The sequence below is a fragment of the Mucilaginibacter sp. P4_A11 genome (assembly GCF_056402535.1).
The window spans coordinates 701,486-726,881 of record NZ_JBFUHE010000002.1 but is presented as its reverse complement, the minus strand read 5'-3'; the positions used below and the strand labels follow the sequence as shown (position 1 = coordinate 726,881).

General features: G+C 43.3%; 13 protein-coding genes. 11 read left to right on the top strand and 2 right to left on the bottom strand.

Features of this window, described 5'->3' with window-relative positions:
* Positions 1 to 252: 252 nt before the first annotated feature.
* The 11 genes from AC1DUD_RS06970 to AC1DUD_RS06920 all read left to right on the top strand — a co-directional run bounded on the left by AC1DUD_RS06970 (position 253) and on the right by AC1DUD_RS06920 (position 23,577).
* Positions 253 to 3,435: a SusC/RagA family TonB-linked outer membrane protein gene (locus AC1DUD_RS06970; protein ID WP_477372960.1), complete on the top strand. Its 3,183-nt coding sequence runs from the start codon at positions 253 to 255 to the stop codon at positions 3,433 to 3,435.
* A gap of 5 nt (positions 3,436 to 3,440) precedes the next feature.
* Positions 3,441 to 4,877 carry a SusD/RagB family nutrient-binding outer membrane lipoprotein gene (locus AC1DUD_RS06965; RefSeq protein WP_477372958.1) on the top strand — a complete coding sequence of 479 codons (1,437 nt, stop codon included), beginning with the start codon at positions 3,441 to 3,443 and terminating at the stop codon, positions 4,875 to 4,877.
* A 91-nt stretch (positions 4,878 to 4,968) separates the two neighbouring features.
* The gene (locus tag AC1DUD_RS06960) at positions 4,969 to 5,895 is read left to right on the top strand and encodes a bestrophin family protein (protein ID WP_477372956.1); all 927 of its coding nucleotides are present in this window, start codon (positions 4,969 to 4,971) and stop codon (positions 5,893 to 5,895) included.
* A gap of 72 nt (positions 5,896 to 5,967) precedes the next feature.
* Positions 5,968 to 6,510: an isopentenyl-diphosphate Delta-isomerase gene (gene idi / locus AC1DUD_RS06955; protein WP_477372954.1), complete on the top strand. Its 543-nt coding sequence runs from the start codon at positions 5,968 to 5,970 to the stop codon at positions 6,508 to 6,510.
* A gap of 169 nt (positions 6,511 to 6,679) precedes the next feature.
* A complete protein-coding gene (locus tag AC1DUD_RS06950) occupies positions 6,680 to 10,870 on the top strand; it encodes a hybrid sensor histidine kinase/response regulator transcription factor (protein WP_477372952.1) in 4,191 nt (1,396 codons plus the stop codon).
* A gap of 285 nt (positions 10,871 to 11,155) precedes the next feature.
* Positions 11,156 to 14,353 carry a SusC/RagA family TonB-linked outer membrane protein gene (locus AC1DUD_RS06945; RefSeq protein ID WP_477372950.1) on the top strand — a complete coding sequence of 1,066 codons (3,198 nt, stop codon included), beginning with the start codon at positions 11,156 to 11,158 and terminating at the stop codon, positions 14,351 to 14,353.
* Between the two features lie 13 nt (positions 14,354 to 14,366).
* Positions 14,367 to 16,073 carry a RagB/SusD family nutrient uptake outer membrane protein gene (locus tag AC1DUD_RS06940; protein ID WP_477372948.1) on the top strand — a complete coding sequence of 569 codons (1,707 nt, stop codon included), beginning with the start codon at positions 14,367 to 14,369 and terminating at the stop codon, positions 16,071 to 16,073.
* A gap of 71 nt (positions 16,074 to 16,144) precedes the next feature.
* Positions 16,145 to 17,647: an RICIN domain-containing protein gene (locus tag AC1DUD_RS06935; RefSeq protein ID WP_477372946.1), complete on the top strand. Its 1,503-nt coding sequence runs from the start codon at positions 16,145 to 16,147 to the stop codon at positions 17,645 to 17,647.
* Positions 17,648 to 17,701: 54 nt separating this feature from the next.
* Positions 17,702 to 19,237: a glycoside hydrolase gene (locus AC1DUD_RS06930; RefSeq protein WP_477372944.1), complete on the top strand. Its 1,536-nt coding sequence runs from the start codon at positions 17,702 to 17,704 to the stop codon at positions 19,235 to 19,237.
* A 19-nt stretch (positions 19,238 to 19,256) separates the two neighbouring features.
* Complete coding sequence (locus AC1DUD_RS06925; RefSeq protein ID WP_477372942.1) at positions 19,257 to 21,689, top strand: glycoside hydrolase family 2 TIM barrel-domain containing protein; 2,433 nt, start codon at positions 19,257 to 19,259, stop codon at positions 21,687 to 21,689.
* 49 nt (positions 21,690 to 21,738) lie between these two features.
* Positions 21,739 to 23,577: a beta-galactosidase gene (locus tag AC1DUD_RS06920; protein WP_477372940.1), complete on the top strand. Its 1,839-nt coding sequence runs from the start codon at positions 21,739 to 21,741 to the stop codon at positions 23,575 to 23,577.
* A gap of 350 nt (positions 23,578 to 23,927) precedes the next feature.
* On the opposite strand, the gene AC1DUD_RS06915 is transcribed toward AC1DUD_RS06920, so the two are convergent.
* Both AC1DUD_RS06915 and AC1DUD_RS06910 read right to left on the bottom strand, forming a co-directional pair.
* The gene (locus AC1DUD_RS06915) at positions 23,928 to 24,770 is read right to left on the bottom strand and encodes a hypothetical protein (protein WP_477372938.1); all 843 of its coding nucleotides are present in this window, start codon (positions 24,768 to 24,770) and stop codon (positions 23,928 to 23,930) included.
* Positions 24,771 to 24,792: 22 nt separating this feature from the next.
* Positions 24,793 to 25,374 (bottom strand): cupin domain-containing protein, encoded by a 582-nt coding sequence (locus AC1DUD_RS06910; RefSeq protein ID WP_477372936.1) that lies wholly within the window; start codon positions 25,372 to 25,374, stop codon positions 24,793 to 24,795.
* Positions 25,375 to 25,396: the final 22 nt, after the last annotated feature.

The window sequence follows — 25,396 nt, the reverse complement described above, 5'->3', positions numbered from 1 at the left end:
ACCAGTCAACCTGCAAGCCCTTTTATTCAAGTATGCAAAGCATGCGTTGTTGCTGTTAATTTCTTACAGCATGTATGGTATTAATGTCTGCGCTTGCTGCAGCTTGCTATGGCGTTAATAAATACTAGCCCCCTAATCAATTCTTTACAGTTACAATTAGGTTTATAAGCCTGGCATTTTATGCCTGCTAAGGCTATTGCCATGTTTTTTGTACCTGTATCGGCATCAAAAATTAATACAATTTTAATTATCATGTTAAAAATTTACAAGCTATTACTGGCAATTATATTGCCTTTTATTCTCGTCCAAACGGTTGCGGCGCAATCCGTTAAAATAAGCGGGGTGGTAACCGCTAAGACCGACGGGCTGCCGCTGCCTGGTGTTAGTGTATCTGTTAAAGGTAAAACTACGGGCGCTCAAACCAATGTGGATGGTAAATTTACCATCAATGCCAATGTTAATGATGTGCTTAGGGTAAGTTACATCGGCTTTGCTACACAGGAGGTACCGGTTACACAAAATTCATCAACCTTAAATATAGTGTTGGTTGAAGCAGCCAATTCATTAAATGAAGTTGTCATAACAGCCCTCAATATCTCAAAAGATAAAAAGTCGTTGGGTTATTCCGTACAGGGTTTAAAATCAAAAGATATATCTGAGGCAAAAGAAACCAACTTTGTAAATGCGCTGACAGGTAAAATTGCGGGTGTACAGGTTACCAACAGCCAGGGTGATATGGGTTCATCGCGTATCATTATCCGTGGCGAAACTTCTATTTCCAGCAATAACCAGCCCCTATTTGTAGTGGATGGGGTTATAGTTGATAATACCCAGTTTTTGGGAACTAATGGTTCAAGGGATTTTTCCAACGCTATTTCTGATTTGAATTCTGAAGATATTGAATCGGTAAGCGTATTGAAAGGTCCAAACGCTGCGGCACTTTATGGTTCACGTGCGGCCGCAGGCGTTATCCTCATCAGGACTAAAACAGGTAAAGGCGCGAAAGGATTGGGCGTTACGATAAACTCCAACACCAGCTTTTCAAATGTGCAGATACTTCCAAATTACCAGAACCAATATGGTCAGGGCTCAAATGGTAAATTCAGTTATGTAGATGGCAAAGGCGGCGGTGTTAACGATGGTGTTGACGAAAGCTGGGGCCCTGCATTGGATGGTTCCTTGATCCCGCAATTTTATTCAAACGGGCAGGCTGTTCCGTTTGTGGCGCATCCCGATAACGTAAAAGACTTTTTCAAAACCGGTGTTACTTTGAATAATGGTATCGCGATAGCAAGCAGCAGCGATAAAAGCGATTTCAGGTTATCATACAATAACTTGCATCAAACAGGTATTGTACCTAATACTTCGCAGGGACGCAACTCTTTTGCCTTAAACTCAAGCTATCGTATTAATCCTAAATTAACAGTAAACACTATTGTCGATTTTAGTAAAGATGATGCTGATAACCTTCCTGGCGCATATGGTAAACGCGCAACCAGTACCATGCTGCAGTTTACCTGGTTTGGCCGCCAGGTTGATATCAACAGGCTTAAAAATTATAAGGATGCTAACGGCAATACCTTTAACTGGAATAACAGCTACTACAGTAACCCTTACTGGCTGGCTTATGAAAATACAGTTGGGCAGCACAAAAACCACTTGATAGGTAGCATCGAATTGAATTATAAGATCATTGATGGTCTTTCGGCAAACTTCCGTACCGGGACTGATTATTATAACGACCGCCGTAAGATCAAAGTGGCGTATGGCACTAACGGAACGCCGTTTGGTTCATACGAAGAGGATGCTTACAGCGTAAACGAAAACAATACTGAGGCCAGGTTGCAATACACTAAAAAGCTTAACAATGATTTTTCGCTTGACGTATTTGGCGGTGGTAACATAGCCGTTAGAACAACCGAGCGAAATGACCAGATAGCGCCTAAACTTGCGGTTGCAGGTTTATACACATTGAGTAATTCCCGCGATCCGTTGGTTTCAACCAGCGAATATGGTAAACTTAAAACCTACAGCTACTTTGGCTCAGCACAGCTTGGTTTCAGGAACTACGCATTTATTAACTTTACAACCCGTAACGATTGGTCGTCGAGCTTACCGGCAGATGCGCTGTCATATTTCTATCCTTCAGTTAACGGAAGTTTAGTGCTGTCTGAAGCATTGGGTATTAAAAGCGATGTACTTACTTATGCAAAACTAAGAGGTGGCTGGTCAAAAGTAGGTAAGGCTACTGATCCTTATCAATTGCTTAATGTTTTTACCTCTTCAACGCTTTTTGGCTCAAATCCGCAACAAAGTTTTTCGGCTACTGAGCTGAATGATCATCTTAAGCCAGAAACTACAACATCAGCCGAGGCTGGTTTTGAACTGGGTTTTTTCCACGACCGGGTACACCTGGATGTGAGTGCCTATAACACCAATAGTACCAACCAGATCCTTACCGTACAGGTAAGTTCATCAACAGGCTATGGTTACAAAGTAATAAACGGGGGCCGTATCAACAACAAAGGTCTTGAGGTTCAGCTGGGCTTAACCCCGATTAAATCTAAAGGGTTTACCTGGGATATCACCACCAACTATTCATTAAACCGCAGCAAGGTAGCTGCACTTGATGCTGATGGCCGCTTGCAAAGTGTGGTATTAGGCACGGATCGTACGGTACAGGTTTTAGCATCGCTTGGGCAGCCTTATGGTGCGCTTTACGGTACAGCTTACACACGTAACGCTTCCGGGCAAATCATTATTGATGCCAACGGTACACCGGTATTCAATACCACTAAACGCTATCTGGGTAAATTTACACCAAACTGGCTGGGAAGCATTAATAACAGCTTTACCTATAAAGGTATTAACCTAAGCTTTTTGGTTGATGCACGCTTTGGCGGATCTATTTATTCAAACACAAACCGCACAGGTACCTATACCGGTGTACTGGCCTCAACTTTACCAGGCCGCGGCGCAGCTAACGGCGGTTTAAGCTACTACTATCCGGGCAATAATACATCGGCAGCGGCAATACAGGTAACCGGTGCAGCTCCGGCAGGTGTAACCGTATATAACGACGGTATGATATTTAAAGGGGTAAAGGCCGATGGTTCGCCAAATACTACTATTATACCGGCACAGTCGTATTATAAAGGCTTTACCAATATTGACGAGGCATTTGTATATGATGCTTCTTACATCAAGCTTCGTGAAGTAAAGCTGGGTTATTCTTTACCGGCTAAATGGGTTAATAAGATAGGTTTCCAGGGGGCTACATTCTCGGTAGTTGGCCGTAACCTATGGATCATCCATAAAAATGCTCCGAACATCGATCCGGAAACTGCCTTTAATACAGGAAACGGCCAGGGATTGGAAGACCTTACCCTGCCTACTGTACGCAACATCGGTTTTAACGTAAACCTTAAATTTTAAACATCATGAAACTTAAATATATCAGCATACTATCTGCCGCGGTTTTACTGTCGGTTACATCGTGCACAAAAGACCTTGTAAAGCTTAATCAAAACCCTAACGGTTCGCAAACGGCGCAACCCGATTACTTGTTGACCGCAGCTACCAAAGCCACTTCCGATACTTATTGGGGCGTAGCCAATAACATGGATGCCAGTTTGCTTTTTGTGCAATACTGGTCTAAAATCCAGTATACCGATCCCGACAGGTATATTTATGCCAGCAGCGCTTTTGAAGAGCTTTGGAGCACGGGCTATGCAAAAAGTATTGTAAACCTTAACCAGATCATTAAAATTGGCGATGCACAGGGTAATACCAACTATAAAGGCGTAGCGCTGGTGCTACGTTCATGGACGTTCAGTTTGTTGACAGAGGCTTATGGCAATGTCCCTTACAAGCAGGCAGCCAATATTGACCAGTACCTTACACCAGCATATGATGCCCAAAAGGATGTTTACTTTGCTTTGCTGGATGACTTGAAAGCCGCTCAAACAGCGCTCAATCCTTCGGGCAAGGCTATAGCTGGTGATGTGATATATGGTAACAATATTGCATCATGGAAAAAATTTGCCAACTCTTTAAGGTTTCGCATTGCTTTACGTATAGCCGATAGAGAACCGGCCAAAGCCAAACAAGTGCTGGCAGATATCCAGGCCGAAGGCGGCTCATACATCAGCTCGAACGCTGAAACAGCTCAGTTCACCTATATTGATTCACCAAATCAAAACCCTGTAAGCAACCTGTTTGATACGCGTGATGATTATCGGATCAGCAAAACTATAGTTGATAAGCTGTTTGCGCTTAACGATCCGCGCTTATCTATATATGCTGCTCCAACGCAGGATGCAACACCACAAAAATACGTTGGTTTGCCAAATGGCTTATTGGTAGGTGATGCCAGCAATTACGGTTTTACCAAAACATCAAAACCAGGCACATATTTCAGAGCGCCACACGCCCCTGCTGTGATATTGAGCTATGCCGAGAGTTTGTTCGATAGGGCAGAGGCAGCCGCACGTGGTTTTACTAGCGAAGATGCAGCTTCTTTATATGGACAGGCTGTTACTGCTGCATTGGCTCAATATAGTATCGCTTCGGCGGATATTGCCACTTATTTAGCACAGCCGGCTGTTAAATACGATGCATCTAACTATAAAAAATCAATTGGCGAGCAAAAATGGTTGGCCTTGTTTGGCCAGGGACTTGAAGGCTGGACAGAATGGCGCAGGCTTGATTATCCGCAATTGCAGCCGGCAGTTGCCGGTACGCTGAACGGTAAAATACCTGTAAGGTTTATTTACCCGGGTACCGAACAATCATTAAACAAAACTAACTATCAGTCGGCAGTTGCCGCACAGGGAGCCGATGCGCTTACTACCAAACTTTGGTTTGATGTAAACTAAGCAAGCTTCCTTTCATTAAATAAAACTGAAAAACGGATTTCTCCAAAAGGGAAATCCGTTTTTTATTGAAAATAAAGCTGAAATTTGCAGCATGATTATCAGGAAAAAAGAGCATTGGTTCAGGATGCTGTTTATCTGGCATGGCTCTGTACTGCCACGCTTATTGCCCCGCCTGGGTTTGCTGTTGGTGGTATCTATAATTATAGTTTATTTGCATGGCTCTTTGTTTTCGTTCAAGGTGCCGCTAAATCCTGCGCCATTTACCTTGTTTGGTTTAGCGCTTGCCTTGTTTTTAGGTTTCCGGAATAATGCCAGTTATGACCGCTTTTGGGAAGGCAGAAAACTATGGGGAGCCGCTTTAAATGATACCCGTTCGTTGGCCCGGCAGGCTTTTACCACTACAGGCTATCAAATTGCTGATCAGGAGCCGCAATATTTTGTTCAATTGCTTATAACCTTTACGTACAGCTTAAAGCATCAATTACGGGGAACAGATGCGAATGCGGATCTGCAGCAAAGACTACCCGCCGATTTGGCTTCGCGAATAGGGGAGACGAGGTATAAGCCGATAATGCTTTTGAGCGAAATGGGGAATTGGGTACGTACGGTTAAGGCACAGGGGAAAATTGATTCGATCATTCAGGCTGCATTTGAGGAAAGCTTCAATAAATTATCGGACATTGTTGGCGGTTGCGAACGGATAGCGTCAACACCTATCCCGTACAGTTATCGGGTGTTATTGCACCGCACCGTTTATCTGTATTGTTTTATGCTGCCTTTTGGCCTGGTTGATAGCCTGGGTTGGTTAACGCCACTCATAGTCGTTTTCATAGCCTATACCTTTGTCGCGTTTGAAGCCATTGCTGATGAAATTGAAGAACCTTTTGGAACCGAGGACAATGATCTCGCTTTAAATGCCATGTGCCGGATGATAGAAACCACCCTGCTTGAAATAGCCGGACAGCCATTACCTGATTTTAAGGAAGCTGAAACCGGATCATCGACTAACCTTACCTAATCGTATAAAAATAAAATAACACAAAATTCAGGGGATCAGCGTTTCACCTGAAGATAATAATAATTATAGCGAGTGAAGATAGAAGAAACCGTGATTTTGGTTGATCGCGACGATCAGCAAACAGGTACTATGGAAAAAATGGAGGCGCATATTCAGGGTAAGCTGCACCGTGCATTTTCTGTTTTTATATTTAACAAAAAAGGTGAATTGTTATTGCAGCGACGGGCCGACGGCAAATATCACTCGGGCGGTAAATGGACAAATACCTGCTGTAGTCACCCAAGGCCCGGCGAAATCACACTTGAGGCAGCACATAGAAGGTTAGAGGAGGAGATGGGAATGGCCTGCGAGCTTAATTTTGTTTTTTCTTTCATCTACTGTACAACTATCCAGGATGAGCTCATTGAACACGAGTATGATCACGTGTTCTTCGGTGTTACTGATGAGTTGCCGGTGCCGGACCCTGATGAGGTATCTGCATTTAAATACACAACCATGGCTCAGCTGGCAGCCGGGCTGAAAAATAACCCCGATGATTACACCCAATGGCTTGCCATTTGTTTTGACGAAGTAATGGCACATTACCAACAATTATCGATATCTGAAATGCAGTAATTGCTGCTGTCAACAACTTAGGATAACAAGTTTTCTATATCTGAATAAGCCAACTCTACTTAGTGTAACGGGTATTTTACATTTTTCGCAATATAGTTGTACATTCAACAATTAATTAGGTAGCTTTAATCTTCCAATTATTTGTGTAATTCACAACCTGCAATTGTTAATGAAAAAGGGATCCTTCTGCTGTTTTGTTCTTTTTTTGATCATTTCTTTGGCTCATGCCCAGTCGCCTATCAAAAATAAGATCCTCAACTATTCTTTAAAAAATGGTCTTTCTTTTGGTATTGTAAATAGTATTACGCAGGACGATAAGGGTTTTATGTGGTTTGCCACTAATGACGGGCTTAACCGTTTTGACGGCACAACTTTTAAGGTTTTTAAATCGCGCCTGGGCGATTCAACTGCTTTGGCCAGTAACTATGTACAGAAAGTTTTGTGCGATGCCCACGGCAGTATCTGGGTGTCGTCAAGAAATGGCCTCAGCAAATTTGATAGCCGTACCGAAAAATTTGTCCATTATAAATTTGCTTCTAACCGTGCAGGCAAAAATGATATTGGTAATATCATCCAAAGCCATGACGGGAATTTATGGATAACATCTTACGGGCAGGGTTTTTCTTATTTCAATGCCAAATCGGCAAAGGTTTTTAACTATACGCAGGCTAATTTACCCCGGTTGTCAAGCAACAGGGTTATCTGCTTGTATGAAGATTCAAAGGGCCTGGTATGGATAGGCACGCAGGAAGGCAGTATCAATGTTTTTAGTCACAAAAATGGTGTGATAGCTAACCTCGAAGGCATAGGATCTCCGGTAGCTAACCTGCCCGCCACCCGCATCAATGATATCTTTGAAGATCATTTTCACAACATGTGGATAGCAACCGGAAGCGGGCTTGGCTACTACAACAGGCAATTAAACAAATTTACCTTACTGCAAACCAGTCAGCCGGGTATTAAAAGTAAGCGATACATATCGGTTATTGAGGATAGTGATAAGCAATTGCTTGTTGGTTTACAGGATGGCGGGCTGTTTAAAGTTAATATTGGCTCAAGCCCTAACTATGATACAAACAACTTTTTCCTGCAGCCTGTAACCGGTGATGATGGCTATTATCTTACGCAACGCTCTGTCCAAACACTTTATATAGATAAGGATAAGAACGTTTGGGTAGGTACCTATGGCGATGGCATTTACATGGTAAGCAGCATCAAGGAGAAATTTTCCAAGATCGCCAAAAAACGATATGGGGCCAGCGGCGAAAGCTTGGTAAGGTTTTACGGCCTATGCCAGGACCTCGACGGCTTTTTATGGCTGGGTACTGATGGAGAGGGGATTTACAAAACCAGCCATAACGGTACCCTGATAAAACAATACAAGGCAGACGGGCAACCAGGCAGCATCACTGATAATGCTATTTTATACGGATATACCGATCAGGACGGTAATTTATGGTTTGGTACTTATGCAAAAGGCCTTTTGCTGTATAATAAAAAAACAGATTCATTTACAAACTATGCACACAGCCAGGGAAATGACAAAAGCCTGGGTGGTAATGATGTTCGTGTAATTTACCAGGACAGGCATAAAAATTTATGGATTGGCACCAATGGCGGTGGCTTGTGTCTGTTTAATGCTGTTACGAAAACTTTTACCAATTATACACCAGCTAATAGTAGCATTACTTCGTACGATGTACGATCGATAGCAGAAGATGATAATGGCAATTTGTGGGTGGGTACTTATGGTGGGGGGCTCAACTTTTATAACGCCGAACAAAAGAAATTCAGCAGGTATTTTAAATCTGCCGATGAAAAGAGCAACTTGCCCGGCCAGGTGATCTTTTCATTACACCCCGATAAGCAACACCGGTTATGGATAGGGACGGAGGGCGACGGCTTGATTTCCTATGATCTTAAAAGCAGGGTTTTTAAAAAGTTTAATGAAACCAATGGCCTTGCTAATAATACGGTATCGGCCATTAAAGAATCGGCTGATGGTTCTTTATGGTTAAGCACTAATAAAGGGCTATCAAATTTGGATACCCGTAATAACAAGCTCTTGAATTATGACCAGTCGGATGGGCTACAGGCCGGACAGTTTAACGCCGGATCTGTTTTGTTTGATTCCGCTAACAGTTTAATGTATTTTGGCGGAACGGAAGGACTTAATTTCTTTGACCCCGAAAAAGTAAATCAAAGTTACTACAAGCCAAAAGTTATTATAACAGGTTTACAGATCTTTGGCAAGCAGGTTGAAGTTGGGGATCTTGACAAGAACCATACGGCTTTGCCCGAAGCCATTAACGAAGCAAGGCAAATTACACTACAGCCTGATCAGTCCGTGTTTTCTATCCAATACGCTTCGTTAAACTATACCTATCCGGATAAGGGCGAGTTTGCCTATAAACTGGATGGCCTTGATAAAACCTGGAACTATGTTGGCAATCAGCGGTTGGCTACTTACCGTTATCTTGAACCCGGCGATTACACCTTCAGGGTGAAAGCATCCAATCAGGATGGTTTATGGTTTGAAGATTATGCCACATTGCAGGTTAAGATCCTGCCGCCATGGTATAAAACGTGGTGGGCATATTTGATTTACATTGCAGCAGCGGGGCTTGTTACCTATTACTACATCTTATACAAAACCCGCCAAACCAGGCTTAAATATGAAGTTAAAGTGGCCCAGCTTTCGGCCGAAAAAGATAAAGAGCTTAATGAGCGTAAACTTTCCTTTTTTACTAATATCTCACATGAGTTCCGGACGCCGCTAACGCTGATCATTAACCCGGTAAAGGATATGCTGTTTGGGAAGGGCGAGGCTACCGATGATGCTGGAAACCTGCACATCATTTACCGGAATGCCCGGCGCCTGCTGAGTCTGGTTGATCAGCTTTTGCTGTTTAGGAAAGCCGAAAGTGATACCGATAAGCTTAAAATAGTAAGACTTAATATGGTATCGCTTTGTCATGAGGTGTTTTTGTGTTTTAATCACCAGGCACGCACCAAACATATTCAGTTTGATTTTGTAAGTGAAAAGGATGCGATAGAGATTTATGCCGACAGGGAAAAGATGGAAATAGCCTTGTTTAACCTGATCTCAAACGCGTTGAAATTTACGCCCGAATATGGTATTGTAAGCTGTGCGATAACCGATTTTAACGATAAAATTACTATCGAAATAAAAGACAGTGGTTGTGGTATAGCGGAAGGTACCGGCGATCAGTTATTTGGCAAGTTTTATCAGTTGCAAAATTCGGTACCATTGGCAGGCGGCTTTGGTATTGGGCTTTACCTGGTTAAAGCATTTATCGAAAACCATAAAGGAAGTATTGATTATACCAGCCAGGAGGGGCAGGGCACGACATTTCATGTGTCATTGTTAAAAGGTAGGGAGCACTTTGGGCAGCAGTTTGTTTTTGAAGACGTGGCAGAAACCTCCGTGTTTCTGGATGAGCTGATGGAGAACAAAGGTGAATTAAATACAGCAGAACACGCAAGCACTGTGATAGTTAATAAAAGCCACGAAGCCTTAAGTTCCGATACCAAAACTATGCTGCTAATTGATGATAACCAGCAGATCCGCACATACCTTAAACAGATCTTTACCGGTGAGTTTGAGATTTTTGAGGCTGATAACGGTACGGATGGCCTCGAACTTGCCTATCACCTGGTGCCCGATATTGTGATAAGCGATGTAATGATGCAGGGTTTAAGTGGTATTGAGGTGTGCAGCCGTATCAAGGAGGATCCAGTTTTAAACCACATCCCGGTGATATTGCTTACCGCCAGTTCATCGCCAGAAATAAAGCTCAAAGGTATTGAGGGCGGTGCCGATGATTATATCAGCAAACCTTTTGAAAAGGAGATCCTGGTGGCCCGTGTTAACGGCATCCTGAAAAGCAGGAACAACCTGCAAAAGTATTTCTATAATGAAATAACGCTTAACAAGTCGAATGATCTGAAGATCTCTCAGGAATACAAGGAGTTTTTGGAAAAATGCCTTTTGATAGTTGAGCAGCATTTAACCGATCCCGACTTCAGTATCAAAACGCTTGCCGCCGAAATAGGCATGAGCCATTCTAATTTATACAAACGGATCAAATCCATTTCGGGGCAATCGGCAAACAGTTTTATCCGTTTTATCCGCCTGCGTAAAGCTGCCGAGATCTTGCTCACTACTGATAGCACGGTTTATGAAACGGCTTACAAAGTGGGATTAAATGATTTGAAATACTTTAGGGAGCAATTCAATAAGCTGTTTGGAATAAACCCATCCGATTATATCAAGAAATATCGCAAGCCATTTCATAACAATTACAATGTGAACCGTGACGTGATCAAAGAGAATTGATAATATTAATTTACCCCCTCTTTAAAAAGCCTCAAAATCACTGTTTTTGAGGCTTTTTTATTAAATACCCCCTCTCTTAATCAGAATTTACCCCTCACTGATTTTTGCTTAAAAACGCAATTTAGCCCTACCAATAACCAAGGTTTAAACCAAACTTTTGTACTGTGCATGAAAGTTACTACAGAAAAGGACGCGGTAGTTAATCAATACCAAATCCGTTTCATGTTTTGTGCGCTTCGCAGTTGAAAGGTTTAAGCCGATTAAAAAACCAATTTAAAAAACCATATGAAACCAAATTTACTCGAAAAGGATTCTCCTCATCGGAAAAGATCACCCCGCTTTTTCGTCGTTGCGGCCAGCATGGCCGTTGCTTGTTTCGCTACAATCCAAATGCCGGTAATGGCTTTTGCGGGTACTATTAATGAGCAGCGCTTACCTGATGCCAGGATAACCGGTAAAGTTACCGACGAAAAAGGTGAAACATTACCAGGTGTAAGTGTATCGCTTAAAGGCACATCAACTGGCGTGGTTACCGATATCAAAGGCAACTTTAGCCTTAACGTTCCAAATGCTTCATCAGGTACGTTGGTGTTTAGTTACATCGGTTACACATCGCAAGAGGTAGCTCTTAATGGACAAACCACCATCAACGTACAATTAACAGCCGATTCAAAGTCATTAAACGAGGTAGTAGTTGTAGGTTACGGTACCCAGAAAAAAGCAACCTTAACAGGTTCAATTTCGCAGGTAAAAGGTGCCGAACTGGTAAAAAGCCCTCAACCCAACTTGTCAAATTCCATTGCAGGTCGTTTCTCGGGCGTTATTGTTAATAACCGTAGTGGTGAACCTGGTTATGACGGCTCAAACATTACTGTACGTGGTTTGGCTACAACCGGCAGCAACAACGTACTTATTGTAGTTGACGGTATCCCAGGCCAGATAGGTGGTTTGGAAAGGCTCGACCCTAACGATATCGAAAGCATGTCGGTATTAAAGGATGCATCTGCCGCTATTTACGGTAACCGTGCTGCAAACGGTGTTATCCTCATCACTACTAAACGCGGTAAAACAGGCAAACCAACTATCAATTACAGCTTTAACCAGGGCTTTGCTTCACCAACCCGTTTACCAAAAATGGCTGATGCTGCAACTTATGCTCAGATCATGAACGAGATCAACCTTGATTCGAACCCGAATGGCGGCCCGAACCAGGCGTACACTGCTGATCAGATCCAGAAATTCAAAGATGGATCTGACCCGTTAAACTATCCAAATACTGATTGGGAAAAACAAACCCTTAAAGGTACTGCTTTGCAAAATCAGCATAGCCTATCGGTTAACGGTGGTAGCGAAGATGTAAAATATTTCGTGTCATTAGGTACTCTTTACCAGGATGGTATTTACAAAAGCGGTGTTACCAAATATCACCAGTACAATTTCCGTTCAAACATTGATGCAAATGTTACCAAACGTTTAAAAGTAGGTTTATCATTATCGGGCCGTCAGGAAGACAGGCAGTTCCCTGTAACAGGGGCTGGTGATCTGTTCCGTTCTGTGTACAGGGCAAAACCTATTGTTGCAGCATATTATCCTAACGGATTACCAACAACAGGTATCGAAAATAATAACCCTGCTGTACAGGTAACCGATCTTGGCGGTATTAACAATAATCCAACGCAGGTTTTCAATGGTATTTTGAGAGGCAGCTACTCTATTCCGGGTATCGAAGGTCTTTCATTAGATGGTTTCTTTTCTGTAGATAAGTCTAATACTTTTGATAAAAACTTCAGCAAACCGTACAACCTTTATAGTTACAGCGCCACTACGCAGGTATATTCACCTGTAATTGTGGGGGGTAATAACAACAAGGCAACACTTTTTGAGTCGCAAAACAACCAGTCGCTTATTACTTCAAATATAAAGTTGAATTTTGTACGCAAATTTGGTTTACACGATATTAACGCATTTGTTGGTTATGAGCAAAGCAAAAACCATCTTGAGTATTTTGATGCAACACGCTTTAACTACTTGTCATCGCAATTACCTGAACTTTCACAGGGTGGTGGTGCGGCTACTGATTATCTTAACTCAGGCTACAGTTCAAATTACAACCGCCGAAGCGTGATCAGCCGTGTGGCTTATGCTTACGATGAGAAGTATTTATTTGAAGGTCAATTTCGTGCAGATGGCAGCTCGATTTTCCCTCCGGGAAAACAATGGGGTTACTTCCCTTCTGCATCAGTAGGCTGGAGAATTACGAAAGAAGACTGGTTTAAAAACAGCGTTAACTTTTTTGATGACTTAAAAATAAGGGCTTCTTATGGTTCGTTAGGTAACGATAACGTAAGTGGTTTCCAGTATTTTGACAATTATGTTTTGGTTAATAATGGTTTGGTGGCAACCGCACCGGGAAGTGGTTCAAACACTGCTCAGCCTAACGTTAATCTTGTAAAACTTGCCAATCCCAATATCACCTGGGAAGTTGCTAAAAAGTTGGACATTGGTATTAATGCCACTTTCCTGCATAACTTCACTATTGAGGCTATTTATTTCCAGCAAAAAAGATCTGATATCCTCACAAACAGAAGTGCTTCTCTTCCGGGATCTTCAGGCATCGTGAACCCTTACAATGATGGTTCTTCAACATATACTCCTTTAGTGCCTTCCGAAAATATCGGTAAAGTAAACAGTAAGGGTTTTGAAGCAACTTTAGGTTATAACCATACAGGTCGTGAATTTAGCTGGGGAGTAAGCGGTAACATCACTTATGCCAAAAGCAAGATCATCTTTATTGATGAAGCAAGTGGTACTTTAGATTATCAGCGTCAAACCGGTTTGCCTTTAGGTACATCACTGCTTTATGATGCTATCGGTATCTTCCGCACCCAAGCCGATCTTGATGCTTATCCGCATGTAACCGGAGCAAAAGTAGGTGATCTTAAATACCTCGATTATAACAACGACGGGAAGATCACTGCTGATGACCAAACTCGTACCAAATACGGTAATATACCACAAATCACTTACGGGTTTAGCTTTAACGCTGCATACAAAGGATTTGATCTGTCTGTTCTGTTTGCAGGCCAGGCCCAGGTTAGCCAGTATGTATTACCAGAAGCAGGTAGCGTAGGTAACTTTTACAGCAGTTGGGCCGATAACCGGTTTAGTGCTTCAAACACTAACGGTTCTTACCCAAGGGTAACCGACCGTGCTTCAAACGCTATTAGTGGTGGTTTGTATAATAACACCTTTTGGCTTAATAATGCATCGTTCCTAAGGTTAAAGAATGCGCAGTTAGGTTATAGCTTCAATTCAGCATTCCTTTCAAAAATTAAGCTTGGCGGCTTAAGGGTTTATGCGAGCGCGTTTAACCTGTTCACCTTTAGCAAAGTGAAAGATTATGACCCGGAAGGAACCAGTGGCAGCGGTCAGTTTTATCCGCAGCAAAGAATTATTAACCTGGGTGTTAACGTGAAATTTTAATCAGTAAATAACAATGAAACTACAATATAAAACCCCATTATATATGATGATGATATGCGGTGCTATGCTAAGTATCACATCATGTAAAAAAGATCTGTTGAATGTGCAGGCTACCGACAGGATCTCTACAGTTGCAGTAGAGACGGATACAGCTGTATTTGAGGCATTCGTAGCTAACCGTTACATAGGTGCAAGGTTGCAAGACAAAGAAGGCGACGGATCAAACCCCGGTTTTGGCCGCGGCTTTGAATACAGCATGTGGAGCTCCCTAACCGACGAATCCATCTATAATAACGATGATGCTACCTGGCTTATTCAAAGAGGCCAGCTGGCTCCTGAAAATTTAGGCGGTGCGGGTGTACTTTGGGCACGTAGCTACCGTAGCATCAGGGAATGTAATTATGCTTTGAGCATTCTGCCAAAAATAACAATGAGCGCGGCGCGTAAAACACGCCTTGAAGGTGAGCTTAAATTTATCAGGGCTTTCCGCTATCAGGACTTGATCCGTAACTATGGTGGTGTTGTTTTAGTGGGTGATAAAGTATCTCAGCTTACCGATAATTTACAGGATCCTTCATTGTTTAAGCGCGCTTCGATTAAAGAGAGTATCGATTATGCGGTTGCACAGCTTGATGATGCGGCTGCAAAATTGCCGTTAGATAATGATGGCGGCTGGCTTTTAGGGCGTGCCACAAAAGGCGCGGCGCTGGCTCTAAAATCAAGGCTGCGATTATATGCAGCAAGCCCGCTTTACGCTGCCGGTACCTGGGCTGACGCTGTTACCGCTGCTCAGGCGGTTATTAGCCTTAACAAATATGGTATTTACACTGGCGGTTACGGTAACCTGTTTTTAACCAATGAAACCAACGAGGCCATTTTTGAGCGTTTATATACAAAAAATGCCAACCATACACACCTTGAAATAGCCAATGGACCTAATGGTTATGGCGGCTGGGCTGGTAATACACCGCTTCAAAACCTGGTTGATGATTATGAAATGGATAATGGTAAAGCCATTACCGATCCAACGTCAGGTTATGATGCAACACATCCGTATGATCACCGTGACCCAAGGTTTGCTGCTACCGTGTTATACAATGGTGCCCTTTACCGCGGACAAACAGTTGATTCTTATATTCCGGGTGGTAAGGATAGCAAAGACGGACCTGATAACTGGAACACCACCAAAACTGGTTACTATCTTAAAAAATACATGAATGATGCTTACCCATTGCAAAACCCATGGGGTAACGCGGGTTTCCAGCCCTGGATCTATTTCCGTTATGCTGAAGTCCTGTTAAACTTTGCTGAGGCTGCTAACGAAGCTTACGGGCCGGATGTTGTTCCTTCAGGTTCATCGTTATCGGCGCGTACAGCTATCAACCTGATCCGTTCCCGTCCAAGTGTTAATATGCCGGCTTTGGCCGGAGGGCTTTCACAATCACAAATGCGTGATGCCGTACGTTATGAGCGCCGTGTTGAGCTTGCGTTTGAAGAGCACCGTTTTTACGATGTACGCCGCTGGAAAATTGCCGACGTTACTGAGAACAAACCTGCAGGTGGGGTGATCATTACCAAAAATGCAAATGGCAGCTTTGTTTATACATCTAAAGTAGCTTTGGATGGCCGCACATTTGCAACCAAACATTACTGGTTACCGATACCAAGGAGCGAGATCCAGGCATCGGGTGGTCAGTTGCAACAAAACCCAGGTTACTAACAACCAATATTCCGGGGGAAGAGCTTCTTTCTTCCCCCTTTTTTCTACCCAATTCTAACCTATAGCAAATTATGAAGAAACTAAGTATTGCATTTTTAGCGATGTGTTGTTTGGCGGCGGGGTGTAAGAAGGATATCGTATCAGTAAAAAAAACATCAGCTCCGGATGAAGTAAAAACAGGAGATAAAACAGTTACTACAGATTCAACACCGGCAAGCGCGCTGAAAGGCGTGAACTGGGCTGCCGATGGTGATAATTTTAGTGATGGGATATTGGTATTAAGCGGCTTAACATCTGCCGATAGCTATGCCACGGTATCTGCTAAAGCCGATGCCGTTTTAACCGGCATCCAAAACAATACAGGTGCAAATACCGTGAGGCTGCCTGTAAATTATTCCACCGTATCACAAACCTGGTGGAACTCATACACCGGTGTTATTGACAAAGCATTGAGCAAAGGGATGAACGTGATACTGGGGTATTGGGAAGCCAAATCATCGGCAGACGGAAAGATAGATAACACGACCGAGTTTTGGTCAATGTGGCAAACCATAGTTACCAAATACGGCAGTAATGCGCATGTGTACTTTGAAATATTTAATGAACCACACGGTTATTCGCTAACCGACTGGACAACCATCTGTGCCCAGTGGTTAACCAATTATCCTTCTGTTCCGCAGGGAAGGATCCTCATCAGCGGTACTTCCTATTCGCAGGATATTACCGGGGTGGGTGCCGACAGCCGTTTTTCGGGCTGTTTGTTGTCGATACATGATTATACCTTTTTTAGTAACGGCACACTTACGACCGCCCTGCAATGGGAAAATCGCTTAAAAGGCAATATCGGCGCATACAGTAGCCGCGCAGTGCTTACCGAGTTTGGTATCCCGATGACAGGCGGTAAAAACTATACCAGCGCCATCGGTGGCGATCAGGAAATAGCCTACCTGCAGGGTTTAACTAACCAGGCGCGTGCATTTGGCATGGGTGCTGTTTACTGGCCGGGTGTGCGTACAGGCGATAGCTACGCCATCCAACAATTAAGCGGTACAGGTACAAGTCTTACCGTATCAACAACAAATACATCGGGCTTAAGCCGGATCAAATATGCATGGGGCGTAGGTGCCGGTGGTACCGACACTTTTTATACTGGTGCTTACTACCGGTTTTTAAACGTTAACAGTGGCCAGGCGCTTGATGTTAATGGCGGTTCAACTGTTAACGGAGCAGGTATCATTCAATGGCCTCAAAACGGAGGTAATAACCAGCAATGGGTTATTGCTGCCAACGGCGGTGGCTACTACAAGGTAACTAACCGCAACAGCAGCCAGTCGCTTGATGTTAATATGAGTTCGACAGCTAACGGTGCGGGCATTATACAATGGCCATGGAACGGAGGGAACAACCAGCAATGGCAGCTTACTGCAACCAGCGATGGTATTTACAAAGTAATTAACCGCAACAGCGGGCTTGCGCTTGATGTTAACGGAGCGTCTACAACTAATGGCGCAGGCATCATACAATGGCCTTATGGCGGTAGCGCTAACCAGCAATGGCAAATAGTGCAACAATAATATTGCAATAAAACAGCACTGTTTAGTGCTGTTTTATTTGTTGATTTAAATACGATGATAATAAAAACTACTATAAAAAAAGTGCTGCTGGCTGCCGCTGTTTTAGGGCTTAATATCCCTTTTGCAAACAGCCAAAGCAAAGAAGTTACTATTGATATCAATTTCTCAAAAACGTACCAAACTATCAGCAATTTTGGTGCGTCGGATGCATGGTCATGCCAGTTTGTGGGCAACTGGCATGATGATAAGCGCAATAAAATTGCTGATTTACTTTTTAGCCAGGATACCTACACCGATGGCTCGCCAAAAGGTATTGGTTTATCGTTATGGCGGTTTAATATTGGTGCAGGCAGCACCCAGCAGGGGAACGAGAGTGGCATTAAAGACGAGTGGCGTCGTGCTGAATCTTTTTTAAATAATGATGGCAGTTATAACTGGCAAAACCAAGCCGGGCAGGTGTGGTTTCTGAAGGCTGCTAAGCAACGTGGGGTTAAACAATTTTTAGGTTTTAATAACAGTCCGCCGGTGCAGTTTACCGTTAATGGTAAGGCTTATGCCAATGGTGGTAAAGTAAATATAGCTCCCGATAAATATGATGCTTATGCTACGTTTTTGGCCAAAGTGGTAAAGGGCGTTGAGCAGGTAAGCAAAGTGAAATTTGATTATATAAGCCCGATCAACGAGCCACAGTGGGATTGGAGCGATGGCGGGCAGGAAGGGGCACCGTATAATAATACCGAGATAGCAGGTGTGATCCGCGCTATCAATAAAGAGTTTACGAGTAATAAGATTGGCTCAAAAATTTTGGTTGGCGAAGCCGGGAGCATTAATTATTTATTCACCAAAGGCGATAAACCGGGGAAGGGCGGCCAGATTGATGATTTTTTTAAACCGGGATCGGCCAATTATTTAGGCGATCTGCCCTCGGTAACCAAAACCATTTCAGCGCATAGCTATTTTACTACGTCGCCAATGGCATCGTCGGTAAAAAATCGTAATGCACTGGCCGATAGTGTGGCGACCATTAAAGGGCTGGATTTCTGGCAATCGGAATATTGCATTTTAGGTGATAACGCCGGTGAAATTGACGGTAACAAACGTGATCTGGGTATCAACGCAGCACTGTATCTGGCATCAGTAATTCATACTGACCTTACCGCTGCCAATGCTTCGGCCTGGCAATGGTGGACGGCTATTTCGGCCTATGACTATAAGGATGGCCTTATCTATATCGATAAAAATAAAACCGACGGTAATTTTTACGCGAGCAAAATGCTTTGGGCAATGGGCAATTACAGCAGGTTTGTTAACCCTGGGGCTGTAAGAGTTGATGCCGAAGTCTCCTCATCTTCCGAAGACAAACCTTTGCTTGTTTCAGCATTTAAAAATGGGAAAAACTTAACAGTGGTTGTGATTAATCCCAGCGCTATTGATGTAACTGTGGCACTTCATTTGGATAATGCTAAGGTTCAGTTGACAACATCATACCGGACATCGGTGACCGACGAGCTTAAAGCGGTTAAAATAACCGGGGATAAAAATGTTATCGCGGCCCGTTCCATTGTCACCCTTACGGGTATCATTAAATAGCATCTTATTTTCTATCGCAATGAAAAATATAAACTATTCACTTCTTTTTTTACTCAGCATGGTATTGCTGCCTGGCTTGCTCAACGCGCAGGGTACAGGCAAACCTGCTTTATTTAATTCGGCCTGGGGTTTTCACAAAGGGGACATCAGCGCGGGTATCAGCGGGATCGCTTCCGAAACCCAATGGAAAACTGTCGATCTTCCGCACGACTGGAGCATTGAGGGGCCTTTCAGCGATGAATGGGCAAGTGCAACCGGCTATTTACCCGGCGGCATCGGCTGGTATAAAAAGAGTTTTGCCGGTAACACCAGTTGGCAGGGTAAACAAGTATATATTTATTTTGACGGTGTATACAAAAACAGCGAGGTATGGATCAACGGGCATTATTTAGGTAAACGCCCGAATGGCTTTATCTCCTTTCAGTATGAGTTAAGCCCGTACCTGAAATTGAAAGGTACTAATACTATAGTTGTTAAGGCTGATCACAGCGACTTTGCCGACTCAAGGTGGTATACAGGTTCGGGGATTTACCGTAACGTGTACTTGATAGTTAAAGACCCTGTACATATTGCCCCCTGGGATGTGGCATTTACTACGCCTGAAGTTTCGGCCGAAAAAGCTACCGTAAAAATTAAGGTGAACATTACCAATAGCAAGGCTACGGATGCTGCTGTATTGGTAAAAGTAAACCTGTTTGATGATAAGGGAAAAGTGGCTGCAGTCCTCCAAAAACAAATAAAAGCAAAGCCAGGTGTTCATGATGTTGAGTTTGAGAAAGAATTATCATCTCCTCAGTTATGGGATACCGAAAAAGCCAACCTTTATAAACTACAAGTATCGCTTAGCCGTAATGGTAAATCGTTTGACGAAGTAACACAAGCTGTAGGGATCAGGAGTATCCGTTTTGATAAGGATAAAGGTTTCTTTTTGAATGATAAAAGCACCAAGCTAAAAGGCGTTTGTATCCATGATGATGCCGGAGCACTCGGTGTGGCCGTTCCTGAGGAAGTTTGGGTACGCAGGTTGAAAATATTGAAAGATGCCGGCGTAAACTCACTCCGGTTAAGCCATAATCCACACGCCGATTATTTGTACGACCTATGCGACAAGATGGGCTTTTTAGTAATGGACGAAGCTTTTGATGAGTGGGAGGTTGGAAAAAACAAATGGGTAGCCGGCTGGAACGTAGGCACACCATCCAAAAATGGCTACCACGAATATTTCAAGGAATGGGCGGATCGGGATGTAGCCGATATGGTATTACGTGCGCGTAACCACCCCTCAATTATTATGTGGAGTATCGGTAACGAGATCGATTATCCAAATGATCCTTACACGCATGAAGTGCTGAATACTGGTCGCAATCCGCAGATCTATGGCAAAGGTTATTTGCCCGATCATCCACCGGCAAGCGAATTAACTCCTATTGCAAAACAGTTAGTTAAAGCTGTAAAATCCATTGATACTACCCGCCCGGTAACTGCTGCCTTAGCCGGTGTCGTAATGTCTAACGAGGTGGGTTATCCTGATGTGCTTGATGTTGTAGGCTATAATTACCAGGAATACCGCTATCCCGAAGATCATAAAAAATACCCTAACCGGATCATTTACGGCAGCGAAAACGGCATGGCTCAGCAAGCCTGGAATGCGGTTGACAGCAACGAATATATTTCTGCTCAATACTTATGGACAGGTATCGATTACCTTGGCGAGGCCGGTAAATGGCCGCAGCGTAGTAACGGTGCCGGTCTGGTTGATCTGGCTGGGTTTAAAAAGCCTGAGTATTTCTTCAGGCAAAGTTTATGGTCGGCTAAGCCAATGGTTTACATAGGCGCGCGTGCCATAACCAGTACCGAAGACAAAGGCATCTGGAGCCACCGCACTGCCGAGCCTGTTTGGAACTGGCAGCCCGGTAATAAAGTAAAGGTTGATTGCTTTACCAATTGCCAGGAAACAGAACTGTTTCTGAATGGTAAATCACTCGGTAAACAATCACGCAGCACCGCAAAGGGACAAGTACCATCATGGCAGGTTGACTATGAGCCCGGTGAACTTATTGTTAAAGGCTATAACAATGGCATTCAAGTTTGTACCAACAGCATAAAAACTGCCAGCGATGCTTACCAGTTAAAAGTGGTAGCAGATAATGCCTCATTTGGCAGCAATAGAAAAGGCTTAAGCCAAATTGAAGTTTACATTACCGATAAAGACGGCAACCCGGTATTTACTGCTACGGATGAGATAACAGTATCTGTAACAGGCCCGGCCAAATTACAGGGGTTAGAAAGCGGCAGCACCAGCAGTCATGAAAACTATCAGTCCGACAAACGCAAGGCATTACACGGCCGCTTATTAGCATATATACAAACTACCGGTAAACCGGGTAAAGTACAGGTGCAGTTTAGCGCCGGTAACCTTAAATCATCAGCCGTAACATTAACCGTAAAATAATCATCATCAAAATCATTAATAAAACTAAAATCCTGCATTCTTTTAATTTATGAAGCTTATAAAATTATTGTTCCTCTTTGCTATCCTGTTTGCATCCACAAGGTCGCAGGCGCAAACTGCTAAACACACTTTCGCTCTTGGCGATACTACATTTCTGCTTGATGGCAAGCCTTTGCAGATCATCTCCGGCGAAATGCACTATACCCGGGTTCCGCGCGAAGCCTGGCGCCAACGTATGAAAATGGCTAAAGCTATGGGCTTAAATACCATAGGTACCTACGTTTTCTGGAATGTACACGAACCGCAAAAAGGACATTATGATTTTACAGGCAATCATGATATAGCCGAATTTGTGAAGATAGCAAAGGAGGAAGGCCTTTGGGTGATCCTGCGCCCCAGCCCGTATGTTTGTGCCGAATGGGAGTTTGGCGGCTATCCTTATTGGCTCGAAAAGGAGCAGGGATTAGTGGTGCGCAGCAAGGAGCCTAAGTATCTGGAAGCGTATAAAAAGTATCTTACCGAAGTTGGTAAACAACTATCGCCGCTGCTGGTGAACCATGGCGGTAATATTTTAATGGTGCAGATAGAGAATGAATATGGCTCATACGGCAGCGATAAAGATTACCTTGCCCTTAACCGTAAAATGTTTATTGATGCCGGTTTCGATGGTCAGCTTTATACCTGCGATCCTGAACCTGCTATAAAAGACGGTCATTTACCGGGCCTTTTACCAGCTATAAACGGTGTTGATGATGTAGCAAAGGTTAAGAAACTGATTGGCGAAAACCATGCAGGCAAAGGCCCTTATTTTATTGCCGAATGGTACCCGGCCTGGTTTGACTGGTGGGGAACTGCACACCATACCATACCTGCAGATAAATATGTTCCGAAACTTGACTCGGTGCTGGCAGCAGGGATCTCTATCAACATGTATATGTTTCATGGTGGCACAACCCGTGGTTTCATGAACGGCGCAAACTACAACGATCAAAACCCATACGAGCCGCAGATCAGCAGTTATGACTATGATGCGCCGCTGGACGAGGCAGGTAATGCTACCGATAAGTTTATGAAATTCAGGGCGGTGATCAGCAAACACCTGCCTGCCGGTGTAACGCTTCCCGAAGTTCCGGCAGCTAAGCCTGTTATGAGCCTTCCGGCTATTAAATTTACGCAATCAACCAGTTTGTTTAATGTGTTGCCGGCCGCAAAGATCAATAGCACACCGCTTTCTTTTGAAGACCTTAACCAGGCCTATGGCTTTGTGTTATATCGCACAACAATTAGCGGCGGCAAATCTGGTTTGCTTAAAATAAAAGACCTGCGCGATTACGGGCTGATCTATGTAAACGGCAAACGTGTAGGTATTGTAGACAGGCGTAAATATCAGGATAGTCTTTTGGTCAACCTGCCTAAAGGAAAGGTAACACTGGATATTTTGGTTGAAAACCTTGGTCGCATCAATTTTGGCCCGTACCTGCTTAAAAACAAAAAAGGCATTACCGAGAAAGTGCTGTTTGCAGGTACCGAGTTGAAAAACTGGAAAATGTATTCCCTGCCTTTTGATGATATTAATAAAGTGAAGGTAACTGCATCAGTTAAAAAAGTAGTTGCGAATAACGCACCACAATTGAAAAAAGCCGTTTTCAAGGTTGATAAATTAGCCGATACTTATCTTGATATGAGCAAATGGGGTAAGGGCATTGTTTGGATCAACGGGCATAACTTAGGCCGTTACTGGTATTACGGTCCGCAGCAAACTGTTTATGTGCCTGCTGAGTGGTTGAAAAAGGGCGATAATCAAATTACCGTACTTGAGTTGATAAAATCATCAGAGAATACATTAAATGCTATTGATCATCCTGTTTTGGATGTTTTAGGGAAATAGGTTCTGAGCATTTGTAAATCCAATAAAAAAGGATGTCGCTTTTTGAAGTGACATCCTTTTTGTTTTTGAAGGAGGCTGTATCATAAAACCATGATCAGCTTTTTTTGTCGTATTCAGATACTTAAGCGATATGTAGCTTTGGGTGGGATTGACTCTACTAACAAAAGGGGGTTAACAGGGCTAATATAATTCATGGTTAGTATTTGTCTATGTTGTTTGTAATCAGATAATTGAGTGTTTTTTATGCAGGAAACATGTTAACCCCCTTTTTATTTGATTGAAGACTGAAGCTGAAAGCTTCTGGTATGCCGGGTCACAGGTTACGCTGTCGCTAAACCTGCGACAGTTGTTTAGTCAGCTTTTATATGTTTTAATAAATGAACACCAATGAGGTATGGCATTATGAAAGGGATGGCGGGTATTGCAACAAGATAACCGGCAGTACCGAATGGTTCGGGCCAGGAGGGGGGTAACACAACCAGTACAATACCGGCTAAACCGAAAATGATATAGTACCGGCAGGCAACCGGGTTAAAAAGCCCTGTAACTTTTAACGAAATGGCAAAAAGCACTGTACCAAGGTACATCAATAATACCTCTGCTATGCTGATCACATAAAACAAACTTTTTACCGGCCCGTACCAATCGGGGCGTTTTGCAGCACCCTGTAATATGAAAACCCGGAATGCGTCCGTTAGGTAATATCCCCAAAAAGCCATGTTGATAATAAAGAGCGGCAACGCGAGGTTGATCGCTGCTGAAGCCATTACCGAATATATATTTTCACCCGCTGCCTGTAATTTTGCTTTCAACAATGCAGAGCCAAGTGCAAATAAAATACCACCAGCAATGAGTATAGTATAACGGACCTGCTGTTCGGCAGCAGTATTAACCCAGCCCTGTAAGGTAGCAGGCGGCGGCCCCATTCCCGCAAAAATTGAAAACAAGAGCCAGGGCGTAAATAGTAATAAAGCTGTGATTATCTGTTGCTTTATCTTTCCATCGCTCTTTTTAAACTGATAATCACCCAGGCTTCGTGCTGCTGCTATCATTAAACAGGCATTAACAATCCAAACCGGCAAATATATTTTATAGTTTACATGGCCGATGCCGAAACCAATAGCCACAACTATTAATGGTACAAGGCATAAATAAACAAGGCTTAGCTTCTGCGTAACAGAGAGTGACTTCATTGTTATTAGCGTGACAGGTTAATTAAAACTTTTTAAATAAGTCAAGCGGAGGGCCAACCCGTTCAAAACCGTGTTGCTTTCTGAATTCATCAAGTTCGGCTTCGGTTTTACCCTTCATCAGGCCATCGCTTAATGCCTGGAAACAAGCTTCCATTTTACCGGCAGGCTGAAACGTGGTCAGCATTTTAGCGGGCGTATCATCGCCTATTTTAGTAAAGGCATGCGGAACGCCGCGCGGGCCAAATACGCTATCGCCGGGTTTGGCATGAAAAAGCTGGTCGCCCACTTTGATCTGAAACTCGCCTTCCAAAATATACCACCACTCGTCCTGCTCATAATGCACATGCAGATTTGGGCCGCCTTTTTTAACCCGGGTTGATTCATAAACATACAGATCGCCATCGGTATCGGTGGTTGAAACTTTGGTATAGAACGTGTCGCCCTCAAACAGGTGCATCGGTTTTGAGGCACGGTCTGCCCCTGAATCAGTTTTATAACCTTTCTTTTCCCTGATTTTGGATAGGATTTTGGCAATTCCTTCAAATGAAATAGCCAAAAGTGCTGTTGCACTTATCAGAGTGTGTATAAATGTGTTTCGTTTCATATAGGTATAGGTTAATCTTGAT

Excerpts from the sequence above, each read along its gene's own strand:
- AC1DUD_RS06970 (WP_477372960.1), top strand. The coding sequence starts at position 253 with ATGTTAAAAATTTACAAGCTATTACTGGCAATTATATTGCCTTTTATT.
- AC1DUD_RS06965 (WP_477372958.1), top strand. The coding sequence starts at position 3,441 with ATGAAACTTAAATATATCAGCATACTATCTGCCGCGGTTTTACTGTCG.
- AC1DUD_RS06960 (WP_477372956.1), top strand. The coding sequence starts at position 4,969 with ATGATTATCAGGAAAAAAGAGCATTGGTTCAGGATGCTGTTTATCTGG.
- AC1DUD_RS06950 (WP_477372952.1), top strand. The coding sequence starts at position 6,680 with ATGAAAAAGGGATCCTTCTGCTGTTTTGTTCTTTTTTTGATCATTTCT.
- AC1DUD_RS06945 (WP_477372950.1), top strand. The coding sequence starts at position 11,156 with ATGAAACCAAATTTACTCGAAAAGGATTCTCCTCATCGGAAAAGATCA.
- AC1DUD_RS06940 (WP_477372948.1), top strand. The coding sequence starts at position 14,367 with ATGAAACTACAATATAAAACCCCATTATATATGATGATGATATGCGGT.
- AC1DUD_RS06935 (WP_477372946.1), top strand. The coding sequence starts at position 16,145 with ATGAAGAAACTAAGTATTGCATTTTTAGCGATGTGTTGTTTGGCGGCG.
- AC1DUD_RS06930 (WP_477372944.1), top strand. The coding sequence starts at position 17,702 with ATGATAATAAAAACTACTATAAAAAAAGTGCTGCTGGCTGCCGCTGTT.
- AC1DUD_RS06925 (WP_477372942.1), top strand. The coding sequence starts at position 19,257 with ATGAAAAATATAAACTATTCACTTCTTTTTTTACTCAGCATGGTATTG.
- AC1DUD_RS06920 (WP_477372940.1), top strand. The coding sequence starts at position 21,739 with ATGAAGCTTATAAAATTATTGTTCCTCTTTGCTATCCTGTTTGCATCC.
- AC1DUD_RS06915 (WP_477372938.1), bottom strand. The coding sequence starts at position 24,770 with ATGAAGTCACTCTCTGTTACGCAGAAGCTAAGCCTTGTTTATTTATGC.
- AC1DUD_RS06910 (WP_477372936.1), bottom strand. The coding sequence starts at position 25,374 with ATGAAACGAAACACATTTATACACACTCTGATAAGTGCAACAGCACTT.